Source organism: Arthrobacter sp. AQ5-05 (genome assembly GCF_003287975.1).
Lineage (GTDB): Bacteria > Actinomycetota > Actinomycetes > Actinomycetales > Micrococcaceae > Paeniglutamicibacter.
Window position 1 is genome coordinate 119,959 of sequence record NZ_QMKQ01000001.1, and the last position, 13,211, is coordinate 133,169.

The 13,211-nt window shown below is 67.7% G+C and carries 11 protein-coding genes and 1 other RNA gene; 6 read left to right on the forward strand and 6 right to left on the reverse strand.

Features of this window, described 5'->3' with window-relative positions:
* The first annotated feature begins 14 nt into the window (after window positions 1-14).
* A complete protein-coding gene (smpB, locus tag DQ353_RS00645; RefSeq protein WP_113760875.1) occupies window positions 15-497 on the forward strand; it encodes an SsrA-binding protein SmpB in 483 nt (160 codons plus the stop codon).
* Window positions 498-607: 110 nt separating this feature from the next.
* Window positions 608-977: a transfer-messenger RNA gene (ssrA, locus tag DQ353_RS00650) on the forward strand.
* A 101-nt stretch (window positions 978-1,078) separates the two neighbouring features.
* On the opposite strand, the gene DQ353_RS00655 is transcribed toward ssrA, so the two are convergent.
* The 3 genes from DQ353_RS00655 to DQ353_RS00665 form a co-directional block, all read right to left on the reverse strand.
* The gene (locus DQ353_RS00655) at window positions 1,079-2,860 is read right to left on the reverse strand and encodes an HNH endonuclease signature motif containing protein (RefSeq protein WP_181578177.1); all 1,782 of its coding nucleotides are present in this window, start codon (window positions 2,858-2,860) and stop codon (window positions 1,079-1,081) included.
* Window positions 2,861-3,118: 258 nt separating this feature from the next.
* The gene (locus tag DQ353_RS00660; RefSeq protein WP_113760877.1) at window positions 3,119-3,865 is read right to left on the reverse strand and encodes a PspA/IM30 family protein; all 747 of its coding nucleotides are present in this window, start codon (window positions 3,863-3,865) and stop codon (window positions 3,119-3,121) included.
* Window positions 3,866-4,019: 154 nt separating this feature from the next.
* Window positions 4,020-6,077, reverse strand: coding sequence for a TPM domain-containing protein (locus DQ353_RS00665; protein ID WP_113760878.1), 2,058 nt, complete (start codon window positions 6,075-6,077; stop codon window positions 4,020-4,022).
* A 273-nt stretch (window positions 6,078-6,350) separates the two neighbouring features.
* On the opposite strand from DQ353_RS00665, the gene DQ353_RS00670 reads away from it, so the two are divergent.
* From DQ353_RS00670 to DQ353_RS00685, 4 genes are all read left to right on the forward strand, one after another.
* Window positions 6,351-8,000: a S1C family serine protease gene (locus tag DQ353_RS00670; protein WP_113760879.1), complete on the forward strand. Its 1,650-nt coding sequence runs from the start codon at window positions 6,351-6,353 to the stop codon at window positions 7,998-8,000.
* Between the two features lie 342 nt (window positions 8,001-8,342).
* Window positions 8,343-9,164, forward strand: a complete 822-nt coding sequence (locus DQ353_RS00675) for an electron transfer flavoprotein subunit beta/FixA family protein (protein ID WP_181578178.1) — start codon at window positions 8,343-8,345, stop codon at window positions 9,162-9,164.
* Between the two features lie 22 nt (window positions 9,165-9,186).
* Window positions 9,187-10,140 (forward strand): electron transfer flavoprotein subunit alpha/FixB family protein, encoded by a 954-nt coding sequence (locus DQ353_RS00680; RefSeq protein ID WP_113760880.1) that lies wholly within the window; start codon window positions 9,187-9,189, stop codon window positions 10,138-10,140.
* A gap of 4 nt (window positions 10,141-10,144) precedes the next feature.
* On the forward strand, window positions 10,145-10,900 hold the full coding sequence (locus DQ353_RS00685; protein ID WP_113760881.1) for a PIG-L deacetylase family protein: 756 nt from the start codon (window positions 10,145-10,147) through the stop codon (window positions 10,898-10,900).
* 122 nt (window positions 10,901-11,022) lie between these two features.
* On the opposite strand, the gene DQ353_RS00690 is transcribed toward DQ353_RS00685, so the two are convergent.
* The 3 genes from DQ353_RS00690 to DQ353_RS00700 all read right to left on the reverse strand — a co-directional run bounded on the left by DQ353_RS00690 (window position 11,023) and on the right by DQ353_RS00700 (window position 13,176).
* Window positions 11,023-11,580: an anti-sigma factor gene (locus tag DQ353_RS00690; RefSeq protein ID WP_181578179.1), complete on the reverse strand. Its 558-nt coding sequence runs from the start codon at window positions 11,578-11,580 to the stop codon at window positions 11,023-11,025.
* A 76-nt stretch (window positions 11,581-11,656) separates the two neighbouring features.
* A complete protein-coding gene (locus tag DQ353_RS00695) occupies window positions 11,657-12,127 on the reverse strand; it encodes a tRNA (cytidine(34)-2'-O)-methyltransferase (protein ID WP_113760883.1) in 471 nt (156 codons plus the stop codon).
* 107 nt (window positions 12,128-12,234) lie between these two features.
* Window positions 12,235-13,176, reverse strand: coding sequence for a J domain-containing protein (locus DQ353_RS00700; RefSeq protein ID WP_113760884.1), 942 nt, complete (start codon window positions 13,174-13,176; stop codon window positions 12,235-12,237).
* Window positions 13,177-13,211: the final 35 nt, after the last annotated feature.

Consider the following 13,211-nt stretch of genomic DNA (forward strand, 5'->3'; position numbering starts at 1 on the left):
GAGGAGAAGCCAACGTGTCTAAGAAAGACCCGCAAGAACGGATCATTGCAAGCAACCGCAAGGCCCGACACGACTTCGAGATTCTCGATACCTACGAGGCCGGCATGGTACTCAGCGGGACCGAAGTCAAGTCGCTGCGTGAGGGTAAGGCATCGCTGGTCGACGGGTTTGGGCAGTTCTACCGCAACGAGTTGTACATTGAGAACGTCTACATTCCGGAATACCTCAACGGATCGTGGACTAACCACGCAGCGCGGCGGCGACGCAAGCTGCTGCTGCACCGCATGGAACTCCTGAAGATCGAGCGCAAGATCAACGAGGCAGGTCTGACGATCGTGCCGCTGAGCCTGTACTTCAAGAACGGGCGCGCGAAGATCGAAATCGGTGTGGTCCGCGGCAAGAAGGAATACGACAAACGCCAATCCCTGCGTGAAAAACAGGACAACCGCGAAGCGCTGCGCACCATGCGGGAACGAAACCGCGGGGTGCGCGAGTAAGTCTGGTTGCGCCAAAGGAATAGACCTGACGCTAATGTGCGTTAGACTATATATGCACGGTTGATCCGTGTGGTTGGAGCGGCGCAAGCTGCTCATTGACAACAAAATACGGGGATGATCGGTTTCGACGGTGTGAGTCGCGACATGTGAAGCGGGCCGAGGATGCAAAGTTATCTCGTTAACGATCTTTGCAAAACAATAAGTGCCGACTCAAAGCGCACTGACTTCGCTCTCGCTGCCTAAGCAGCCAGACAGTCCGTAAGCCAGGGGATGCTATCGCCCCTGTTCCTTACGTCATTTAGATAGCCACTGCGGGTAGTTAGTGTTACCGGAACGACCCGCATAATTTAGGTAACTGTGCCCGGACCAGCCGCTTGTTTGCAAGACGACTGGGGCAGAGAAAATCCAACGCAAACTGCGCCCGGAGAAGACCTGGCAACACCACATCGGACGGGAGTTCAATTCTCCCCATCTCCACAACGAAGGCCCTGCAGATCCACGGATCCGCAGGGCCTTTCTTGCGCCTGCACGATTTTTCGAACCAAGGACCCTGATCGAAGCGGTGGCATGCAGGACCGCAGCTAGAACAGCTTGGGATTGGTTTGCCGCCGGTGCTGCCAGTAGTCGTTGCGACGCGGGATTTGTTCCGGATCGAGGTACTTGGGCAATAGCACTGCCGGCAAACCATCGCCGTCCCGGACAAGCCGTATCTTTCCGGAATGGAAATCATGGTGGTGGGCGCTGCAACCAGGACCGGTGTTTTCCACACTTGTCACCCCGCCGTCCTCCCACGAGTCGATATGGCACATTTCGCAGTGCTCCGGCGGCACCGAGCAACCCGGAACCAGGCATCCGCCGTCCCTGGCGAGAATGCCCTCCCGCATGTAATCCGGGACAAACCGCTGTTCCCGGCCCAGATCGAGGATCTGGCTCTCGCCGCTGAACACGATTGGCAATACGCCGGAGTCGCACAACATACGTCTGAGTTCTCCTGGGCTGATGTCCAGCCCGTGGGCGCTGATGCCTGCTTGTTCGGCCAGCCCGAGAAGCGTTTCGAGCCGGCAGTACACCACCAATGTCGCCCTGGCTAGGCCCCTGCCGCCCTTGGCGGAGCCACCGACGCTTTGCAGGGCGTTGAGGATTGATTGCAGGCGGCGCCGTGCCGGTGCCAGTCCATCGAGCCGAGAATCCTCATCCTCCTGCCAGTGACTTGTCGGGGCGGCTGTGGGAATCCCGGGGTCCCGCGTGGCCAAGCCGGGGTAACTGTTGGCCTTGTTGGCTGACAGGCCCAGATCCGTGTATGCGGCCCGGGGGAGTGCTTCGGCCGCGGTTTCCGGGGTGATGGCCCATGCGGGAATCGGGGGCGCGTCGTCCATTTCCAGCTCGCCGCCGTCCCGGCGTGCGGGTGCTTGGGTTCGAGCCGCGGCATCGCGGGCAAGATCCTCCCTGTTGCCCGCAGTGGTGCGTGCGTTGTCCGCATGGGCGAAGTGCGACAGGAAGATCTCTGCCTGTGAATTGAGTACGCACATGCTGAAGTACGAGAAGTGCTCGGTGCGGCGGGTCAGGAAGATCCCGGTCTTGGCGTCGATCTCTTCGTCGCTGGGCTCGCTGGGAGCAGTTTTCTCCAACGATCGCTGCCAAGAGGTGACGAGCTTGCCGGTCGCCTGTGGACCCTGGGTGCGCAACGAATCCAGGACTTGGTCTTCCAAGGTGGTGGAAAGTTTCTCGGCCTCGGGTTGTCTCTTGATGACGAGTGCGACCTTGTCCATCTTCTTCGCCACCTGGATCGCGTGCCTGGGGTCAACCGTCCCGGACTGGGCGTCCTCGGAAAGCCTGGGGTAGCGGGCAGGTCGGCTGACCCCGTTGACGTCCACATGGGGTGCCAGTGCGGTGGCTGCATTGATCCGGTCACGTACCTCGAAGTATGCGGTCCCCAGCAGGTGCTGCAGGAAATCCGCGGTGTCCTTGTGGGGCATCCGGCCGGTAGGGGCAGTCGGCGGGTCGGTGGGCAGTGAGCTCATCCCTGCCAAGAACGGTCCGGGCTCGGCCACAGTGGCGGAAAGCTGCTCCATGGTCTCGATCGGCAACTCGTGGGCCAGGGTGCGTTGGGCGGATTGTGCGGCGAGGATCTGCGCATAGGAGGTGCGCCGGTGGGCACGTTCGACGATTAGTGCGACCATGGCTGCCTCGGTGGGTGAGGTTGAGCCGGTGGCCAGTTCGGTGGCGGTGGCAACGAAGAATTCCTCAGCGGCGAGCAGCACGCGCAAGCGATTGGCCCGGGCCACCGCGTGGCCGGGCATGGAGCCCCGGCCGGTGTGTCCACGGCCCTGGCCCAGGATCTGGGCGAACTGCTCGGTGTTCATGCCATTGAGCATGCCCGATCCACCCGTGTCCGATCCAGAGGGTTTGAAAATCTGTGGATAACCGGCAAATTAACGCCGGGACCCGGGTGCGCGGGTCCGCTGACGGCGGACGCCGGGACCCGGGACAGGTATGCCCCGGGACGGCAAAAAGGACGGACGAGGCCCCGCGAACCGGAATCATCCCGGTGTGCAAGGCGCCCGTCCGTCCTTTTGGCAGGCGGCCGCAGGGGCCGCCAAGGCGCGTGTGCGCGTGCTTGGTTACTCGTCGGCGCCGGTGGTGATCGAGGGCGCGGTCTTCGGAGCCTTCAGCGCAGCCAGACGGGCCTCGATCTCTGTCTGCTCGCCCATGTCCTCCAGCGAGTTGAACTGGGCGTCCAGCGACGAGGAGGCAAGCTCCGCGGCGCCGCGCACGCGGGCCTCTTCGCGACGGATCTTTTCCTCGAAGCGTCCGACCTCGCTGGATGGATCCATGATGTCGATGGACTTCACGGCCTCCTGCACCTGGTTCTGGGCCTGGGCGGACTTGGCGCGGGCCACGAGCTCGTCGCGCTTGGAAACCAGTTCCTGGCGCTTGGACTTCATGGCGTCCAGGCCGGACTTGAGCTTCTCCACGATCTCGCGCTGCGAGGTGATGGTCGGCTCCGAGGACTTCGCCTCGGACTCGGCCTGCATCTGGCGCTGGATGGCGACCTTGGCCAGCGAGTCGAACTTGTCGGCGTTGGCCGCCTCGCCGGCGGAACGGAACTCATCGGCCTTGCCCGAGGCGGCCAGGGCCTTGCTGCCCCAGTCTGAGGATGCCTGGATGTCCTCGTTGTAGTCTTCCTCGATCATGCGCAGGTTGCCAATGGTCTGGGCGACGGCGGTTTCGGCCTCGGCAATGTTGTCGGTGTAGTCGCGAACCATCTGGTCGAGCATCTTCTGGGGATCTTCGGCCGAATCGAGCATGGCGTTGATGTTGGCCTTGGCCAGCTGGGAGACACGACCAAAAATAGACTGCTTTGCCACGGTGAGACCTTTCGTTGACTGACTGGTTGATCTTCTTCTGTCGCGCTTCCGGATGCCGGAACCGCAGTACTGCAATCTGTGGGGGTGCCGGTCGGTTGCCGGGACCCGTGGCACCGACCGGGGGCGGTCGCTACCGGTGCTGGGGTGCTGCCGGCTAGAAGTTACCCCCCGCGCCATCGCCGAACCCGCCGCCGAAGCCACCTCCGCCGCCGCCGAATCCGCCAAACCCGCCGCCGCCGAAAACGCCGCCGCCGGAATCACCGGAGTGCGAGCCGCCGCGCAGGATGGAATCGATGAGGATGCCGCCGAGGATGGCGCCGCCCAGGCCGTTGCTTCCGCCCCGGCCGCCGCCGAAGCCGCCGCCGAAGCCGTTGACGTCGTTTTCCGCCTCGCGGGCGGCTTGGTCGGCCAGCGCCGAGGCATGCTCGGCGTAGGACAGGGCGTTGACCGGGTCGGAGGAGGCCATCCGCAGGGCTTCCTCGAGGTTTCGCTGGGCCTCCGCCAGCCGGGTGCGTGCCGTGGCGCCGACGCCGCCGCGCCGGGCGCGGATAAAGTCGTCGGTGCCGCTGATCTTCATTTGGGCGGAGCGGATGGCCGCCTGCAGCTGGTCGGCCGCACGGCGGTTGCGTTCCTGCGCATCGCGGATCTGGTTCAGCTGCTCGTTCAGCGGACGAAGCCCGGCATCGACCTCGGCCAGCAAGGCGACCGGGTCCACCCGCCCGGTGCCGACCTGCCCCTGGACCGAGGACAGCGCGGATTCCAGGGCGGCGACCGATCCGGCCAGCTCCGGGTTGGAACCGTTGGCGACCAGGGCGCGTCCCTGGGCCAGGTCCTGGGCGGCGGTGGAGACCATGGACTCGAGGTCGGTGCGGGCCTTGTCCAGGTCGTCTCCGGCGTGGGCCACGGCATCGAGCAGCACGGTGGCCTGGTGCACGGCGTCCTCCCCGGCGCGGACCGCAACGGCGGCCTCGGCGGTTTCGGCCGCGGCGATCTTCGCCTCGGCGGTGGACACCGCGGTGTCGGCGAAGTCCAGCCGTTCGGTGGCCTCGGCGATGTTGGTGTGGACCTGGTTCAGCGCGCCGTCGGTGTAGCGGGTCGCAAGCTCGGTGAGCTGCCCCTGGACCGTGCCGACGCGCTGGCGCAGCGGCTCGATCCGGGCCTTGAGCGAGCTGGCAGCCTCCGGTGCGTTCTTTTCCAGCTCGCGCAGCGAGGCGAATTCCTCGGTGTGCTGCTCGAGGGTCTCATTCACGGCCTCGCAGCGGCGGATGATCTCACCGAGCCAGGAGCGCTGTTCTTCCTCGGTGTCGGGGATCTCGTCGTCCAATTGCTGCTGCAGCTTGAAGGACTCGGACATGTGGGTCTTGGCCGTCTCGATGTCCTCGGCGAAGGGCTTGATGGCCGCCTCGCCGAATTGTGCCTGGGCGAAGCCGACCTCCTGCTCGGAGGAGCGGATGGCGTCGTCGGCGGCAATGAGCAGGCTGCCGGCCTTGGTGCGCAATTCCGGGATGCCGAGCGATGCCAGCGGGTCCAGCGGCTTGCCGTCGGGACCGGTGGCCACCTGGGGGAGCTGCGCGGGGAGCTTCTTGCGGCGGGTCAGCGCCCAGGCGGTTGCCCCGCCGACCACCACGACGCCGCCGACCAGCAGCCAGCCGGCGGTGCCGCCACCGCTGGATCCGCCGTTGGAGCCCGAACCGTTCGAGCCGGTGGCGGCTTGCCCGCCGTCGGGGGTCTTGCCGTTGGAGACGTTCTCGATGCCGGTCACGGCACCCAGGGCCGCGGCGGCCCACTGCTTGTCGGACAGCTCGGGAGAAACCATCTGGTTGAAGATGTCCTGGCCCGAGGCGTGCAGCTCGCTGCGGTCGTTGGTGGTGAACCTGGCGTTGCGATCCTGGACGGCGACGGCCAGCACCACGTCGCTGGTGCCCATGTTCTTGGACTTGGCCACCTCGGTGACCCACTCGTCGGGGTTGTCCGGGTTGGTGAAGGTATCCACGTAGATGACGTAAAGCGACTGGCCGGTATCCCGCTTCAGCTGCTTCACAGCGTCCTCGACCTCGGAGGTGCCCGAACCCAGGACGTTGGCCTGGTCCACGACGAACTGGCCCGGGGGGATCTGCACGGGGGAGTCGGCCAGTGCCGGGGGTGCAAGCATGAACAGGGACAAGATTCCTGCGGAGGCAACTAGTGCCATCCGCCGGGGGAGCGATTTCATGGTTTTCCTTCACCCTTGCATGGTCGGCCGCAGAAAATGCGCGGATCGTTGCATGATTCCAAGCAACTTTCCGGTTTCTGCTGTCGATGTTGATTCTAGGTGGGTGAAACGCGCGAGTCCACAGAATCGCCGGTGCATCGGGCAGGCGGTTTTCGAATCACACCTTCTCACAGCCGACACTCAGGTTCTCCTTTTCGCCACCACAGCCCGCACGGGCATAGTTGTAACCAAGAAACGCAGAGGAATCCACCGTCAGGGATTGGAAGAACAGTCATGAGCGAGAACCAGTTTGAGCAGCCGGGCACCGGCCGCGATCCGGAACAGCAGCCGGAATCCGGCGCCGTGCCGCCGCGCCCCGCGACCCCGCCGGGCACCCCGGCCAACGGTTCGGGCGACTCGGCCGCGGGCACCGACGGCACGCAACCGGTCTCCCGGATCGAAGGGGCGACGGATCCGACGCAGGCACTGCCCCGCCACCCGGGCAACCCCGGCCAGAATGCACCGGCACAGGACACCCCGGCGCAGGGGCCGGCAACCGGTGCGCAGCCGCAGCCTCCCTACGGCGCCCCGGCCCCCGCGCAACAGCCGGCGCACGCCTGGAACTCCGCGTCGCAGGGCGGATCGCCATACGGCACCCCGACCGCCGAAGAACACGCCTCCGCCTTCGGCGCGCCGCTTCCCCCGGCCCGGAACAACGCGCCGAAGAAATTCACCTCCGGCGCCCTGATCGTGGGCATGGTCGCAGCCGCACTGGTGGGCGCCGGCAGCGCGGTGGGCGCCAACTACGTGATGAACACCAACCCCACGGCAGCCGCCTCCTCCAGCACCACCCCGCAGGGCGACGTGGTCATCAACAACCCGAAGAACGTCACAGCTGTCACCGCCGCGGCCGCCAAGGCCAGCCCCAGCGTGGTCACCATCGACGTCGCAGGCACCTCCGAGGCGGGTTCGGGCTCGGGCATCATCCTGGACACGGCCGGGCACATCCTGACCAACACCCACGTGGTGACCCTGGGCGGGACCACCAGCAGCCCGAAGATCGCGGTGCGCACCTCCGACGGGAAGGTCCACGACGCCACCGTGGTGGGCACCGACCCGCTCTCGGACCTGGCCGTGATCAAGATCGACGCGCAAGACCTGGTTCCGGCCACCCTGGGAGCCTCCGGGAGCCTGAACGTGGGCGACACCGCCATCGCGATCGGCGCTCCGCTGGGCCTGAGCGGCACCGTCACCGACGGCATCATCTCCACGCTGAACCGCACCATCTCCGTCGCCTCCTCCGCGGTGCCCAAGCAGTCCGAGGGCAGTGACTCGAACGGCAACGGCAACCAGTTCAACTTCCAGTTCCCCGGCGCCCCGGACCAGCAGCAACAGCCATCCAGCTCCACGGGTTCGATCTTCATCAACGTGATCCAAACCGACGCGGCGATCAACCACGGCAACTCCGGCGGCGCGCTGGTGGACGTGAACGGGAACATCATCGGGGTGAACGTCGCGATCGCCTCCTCCGGATCCAGCGCCAGCTCCTCGGGCGACAGCGGATCGATCGGCGTCGGGTTCGCCATCCCGATCGATTACGCCAAGCGCATCGCCAAGGACATCATCGACAACGGCTCGGCCACCCACGGGATGCTCGGGGTCACGGTGCAGGCCAAGCCCGCCGGGGTGGCCAGCGGCTCCTCCTCGTCCTTCAGCATCGGTGCCGAGGTGAAGTCGGTCGTTTCGGACAGTCCCGCGGAGAAGGCCGGGTTGAAGGTCGGCGACGTGATCACCGGGGTGGATGCGCGCAGCATCTCCGACAGCACCTCGCTGACCGCCGCGATCCGCGAGATCCCGGCCGGCGGCACCACCGAAGTCCGCTACACCCGCGGCGGCGCCGAGGCATCGACCACCGTGACGGTGGGCGAAACCCCGGCCCAGTAGCGGCGCACCCGGGCGACACACGGCGCAACATGGCCGGTGCCGCCCCGGGTCACACCGCGCAACGCGGAGCAATGCAGTGAAATATTGACGGACGCGGCGTGCCGGCTGCCAGGACCCGTGCTGGCGCCCGGTGCGGCGCGTTTGCCGCATGCGTGCAGCGTTTGCGGTGCCGGTGCGCCCGGCCCCGCCGCCACTTGCGCCCGGGGCGGGCCTGCGGGCGCCTCCGGGCACCGATACGATGGAGCGGGGAGATCGGCCGGTCCTGCCCGCACTCGGCGGCGCCCGGTGCGCACCGGCCGCGGTTTCCCACGCAGATCTGTCCAAGTTTCCAGAAAGGCAGCAATGAGCCAGAACACCGGCACGCCCCTGAACATTCTCGTGTTGGTCAAACACGTGCCAGATGTCCAATTCGATCGCCACCTGACCGGCCCCGGGCAGCGGTTGGACCGCAAGGATTCGGTCCTGTCGGAACTCGACGAGTACGCCATCGAGGCGGCCTTGGCGCTGGCCGAGTCCCGCGGCGGGGACAAGGCGGGGAACACCGTCACGGCCATGACCATGGGGCCCGAAGCGGCAGCGAACGCCGTGAAGAAGTCCCTGCAGATGGGGGCGGCAGCGGGCGTGCACATTTGCGATCCCGCGCTGGCCGGTTCCGATGCCGGGGCCACCTCCCTGGTGCTGGCCACCGCCATCAAGCAGCTGGGCGGCTTCGACGTGGTGCTCACCGGCATGGCCTCCACCGACGCCGAGACCTCCCTGGTTCCCGCGCAGCTGGCCGAACGCCTGGGCGTGGCGCAGCTGACCAACCTGTCGAAGCTGGAGGTCGCGCCCGGAAGCAACACCGTCACGGCGCTGCGCGTCGGCGAGGACGGAGCCCAGTGGCTGGAGTCCGCGCTGCCGGTGCTGGTCTCGGTCACCGACCAGGCCAACGAGCCGCGCTACCCGAACTTCCGCGGGATCCTGGCGGCCAAGAAGAAGAAGGTCACCACGCTCACCCTCGCGCAGCTGGGCCTGGCCGAAGAGGCAGTGGGCGCCGCCGGGTCCGCGACCCGCGTGCTCTCCGCCGCGCCGCGCCCGCCGCGCGCCGCAGGGCAGGTCATCACCGACTCCGGCCAAGCCGGCATCGCGCTGGTGGACTTCCTTGCCGACGCCAAGCTGATCTAGCACCACTTTCAAGGGGAACAACATGTCGAACATCTTGGTATACATCCACGACCCCGCCGGCGCGCCGACCAAGGGGCAGCGCGAACTGCTGGCCCTGGCCGCCCGCCTGGGCGAGGCCAGCGCGGTGCTGGGCGGCCCGGCCGACGCGGCCGCACTGGCGTCGCTGGGCGCAGCCGGCGCCACCGGATTCTACGCCGCGGCCGGCGGCCTTGACGCCACCGGGCTCATCGCCCCGGCGGTCTCGCTGCTGGAGGCCGCAGTGCGCGAATCGGGCGCCACCGCGGTGCTGCTGCCCAACACCGTCGAGGGCCGTGAAATCGCCGCACGCACCGCCGTGCGCCTGGACGGCGGGGTCATCACCGACGCCATCGACGTCGACGCCGAGTTGACCGTGACCAAGCCGGTGCTCGCCGGCAGCTACACCGTCAAGGCGCAGGTCACCCGCGGCCCGGCACTGATCACGCTGAAGGCCAACAGCGTCGAGGTGCCCGACGCGGCCCCGGCCGCCGGAGCAGCCGCCCCGGTGCGCGAGCTCGAGCTCGGCGACACCGGCCCGGCGGCCAGCATCACCGCCACCGCACCGCACACCGCCACCGGCCGCCCGGAACTTTCCGAGGCCCGCTTCGTGGTCGCCGGCGGACGCGGCGTGGACGGGGACTTCGGCCCGGTGGAGGATTTGGCCGACGCCCTGGGCGCGGCGGTTGGTGCCTCGCGCGCCGCCACCGACGCCGGCTGGATCGACCACGCCGCGCAGGTCGGGCAGACCGGTGTGACGGTCTCCCCGCAGCTGTACATCTCCGCCGGCATCTCCGGGGCGATCCAGCAGAAGGCCGGAATGCAGACCGCCAAGACCATCATCGCGATCAACAAGGACCCCGACGCGCCGGTGTTCGAGATCGCCGACCTGGGCATCGTGGGCGATTTGGCCGTGGTGCTGCCGCAGGCAGCCGCCGAGATCCGCCGGCGCAAGGGCTAGGCGCATGGGCATCTTCGACCCGGCAGTGCACCCGGTGCGCCGGGTGATGTGCTTCGGCGCGCACCCCGACGACCTGGACTTCGGGGCCTCGGGCACCGTGGCGGCCTGGACCGCCGCGGGCGTGGAAGTGGAGTACTGCATCATGACCGACGGCGACGCCGGCGGGTTCGATGAGCGCACCGCAGCTGGGATCACCGCGACCCGGCATGCGGAGCAGCGCGCGGCCGCGGCCCTGGTGGGCGTGGAGACAGTGCACTTCCTGGGGGAGGCCGACGGGTTCCTGGAGCCCAACCACCGGGTCATGAAGCAGGTCGTCGCGCTGATCCGCACGCTGCGCCCCGACGTGGTGCTGGCCATGCACCCGGAACGGAACTGGGAGCGGATCCAGCGCTCGCACCCGGACCACCTGGCCTGCGGCGAGGCGGTGACCCGCGCCATCTACCCGGCGGTGGAGAACCCGTTCTCCTACCCGGAACTCGTGGAGGCGGGACTTGAGGCCTACAAGCTGCCGTGGCTGTGGCTGTACGGTGCCCCGGCCGAGCGGGAGAACCACCGGGTGGATGTCACTGCGGTGTTCGAGCTCAAGCTTGCCGCGCTGCGCCAGCACCTGAGCCAGCACCCCGACGTGCCGGCCATGGAGCGCTACGTGCGCCGGCAGTCGCAGGAGCAGGGTGCGATCGCCGGGCTGGCACCGGGCGCGCTGGCCGAGGCATTCCATGTGGTCGCGGTCAACGCGGCGGACACCATCGCCGGTTTCTAGACCCGGCGCATCAAGCCGCGGGCCCGCGGCGGGTTAAGCACGTGTGGGCCGCCTCCCATTCACAGGGGAGGCGGCCCACAGTCGTCTGCGGCGCGGGTGTTGCGCCGGGACCGCAAGGTGCGTTACTTGGCTTCGGGCAGGTCAAGCACGGCCAAGGGCTCGGTGCTCGGGGCGGTGCTGCTTCCGTCGCCCGGTTCCACCGAAACCATGACGGAGGCGAGCTTGTCCACGCCGTTGAACCCTTCCCTGACGGGTTTGTCCGACGGGGCGATGGTGGCCAGCAGGGTGGGCCGGTCGGTGGAGGCCTCGATGAGCCACACCACGTAGTCCTCGGTGGGGTCGATGGCCGGCAAACCGGTCAGCTCGATCATCCCGGCGTCGGCCTTCGCGGAGGTCTTGAGCACCGCATGCCCGCCGCCCTCGAGGTCCGCCTGGGCGACGACCTGGTCGGAGGCGCGCTCGACCTTGGAAACGTAGTTGGTCGGAATCAGGTTCACCAGCCCGGCGACCAGGCCGATGACGACCACCGCCAAGGCAGCGACCACGAACATCCACTTCTTCAGCGGGCGCCGGACGGGGGCCTCGGCGTCCGTGGACACCGCATCGACAAGATCCATGCCGAGGTCGTCGTCGTTCTCGTCGCCGCGGTGCGCAGGGTATGCGGGATCGGTGCCGGTCATGATGTTGCCATCCTTTTCAAAGAGCGGGGGTGGCCGGTAATTGCCACGTGTAAGCATAGGCCAGAAGGCTAGGGATTTAGTGTGTGCCGCCGGGGGCGAAGCCGTGCTGGCGCCAGGCCTCGTAGAGCGCGATGGATGCGGAATTTGCGAGGTTCAGCGAGCGGCGGGCCTGAAGCATCGGCAACCTGACGGTGGCGGTGATGTGCGCATCGTTCTTCAGTTCCGCCGGCAGCCCGACGGACTCGGGGCCGAAAAGCAGCACGTCGCCCGGTTGGTAGGACACCTCCGTGTAGAGGGTGCTGCCCTCGGAGGTGAAGGCGAAGACGCGCGCGGGGGCCAGTGCCGCCCAGGCGGATTCGATGTCCGGGTGCACGGTGACCACCGCCAGGTCGTGGTAGTCCAGGCCCGCGCGGCGCAGCTTGGAGTCCTCGAAGTCGAAGCCCAGCGGCTCGACGAGGTGCAGTTCGGCGCCGGTCACCGCGGCAAGGCGGATGGCGTTGCCGGTATTGCCGGGAATTTCGGGAGTGTAAAAAAGGATTCGGAACACGCACCCCAGTTTACGGTGCGCCGGGCCCGCCCATGGTGCCGGGCGCTCCGGCGGCGGTTCCCCGGCTGGTCCGCGGGGCCGGTGAGCGTGGCCGGGTGCGCAGGTGGCTAGTACATTCCGCCGATGAGCCGGGCCAAAATGGTGCGATCCACCACATGCGGGGTGGGCCCGGTGCCCAGGAACATCTTCATTTCCCGCACCAGGTTCACGGCGTTGACCACGTTGAGCACGTTCATCGGCCCGGGTTCGGCGCCGCGCGCGTAGTCGATGACCGGTTCGTGCAGGTTCCCGTCGGGGGACAGGAGCACCGTCCACCCGGTCACGTTCAGCTCCGGGAAGAGGCGCTGCATCTGGTGCACCACCGGCCCGAGACGCGGCGGGTCGATGTGCTTGCCGTCGCGCAAGAGGGTCGAGCCGTCCCAGCGGTAGACGCCCCTGGGCAGCAGCATCGAGTGCACCAGGGCCAGGCGGTAGCCGCCGAGCAGGGCGTGGTCGATGTATCCGCCGCCTGGGGCGTGCAGCCCGTTGACCAGGCGGGCCGAGGGCAGGGCGGTGAGCACCTGGCGTGAAAGCAGCTGCACCGAGCGGTTCTCGCGGGCCAGTCGTGCCTGGGCACCGAAGATGCCGCGCTTGCGCGGGGTGCCGTGGACCTGGCGGATGGAGGTGGCCCTGTCGATGGCCCCGGGCTCCTCGAGCCCCGGCAGGTAGATCGTGGCGTCGGTGGCCGAGGGGCGGGGACCCGAGGTGCCAAAGCGCATGGAGCCGGCTGCGCTTGGGGGGTGTGCCGGTTCGGTGCCGTAGGTCCCGGGTGCCGGGGCGCCCCCGCGCAGATAGCTGGACTCGGTGCCGTAGCTGCGGTCGTAGCGCGTGCGGGCGTCCGGGTCGATGAGGGTTTCGTAGGCGAGCGTGGCGCGGGCAAAGTCCCGGGCGTCGCCGCCGTGGTCGGGGTGCGTGAGCCGGGCCGCCTTGCGGTAGGCGGACTTGATTTCCCGGGGGCCGGCGGTGGGGGCAATGCCCAAGACTTCATAATGGGTTTGCCGCTGGGCCACGTGGCCGCCTTTCGGTTCGGGGTGCAGGAGGACGG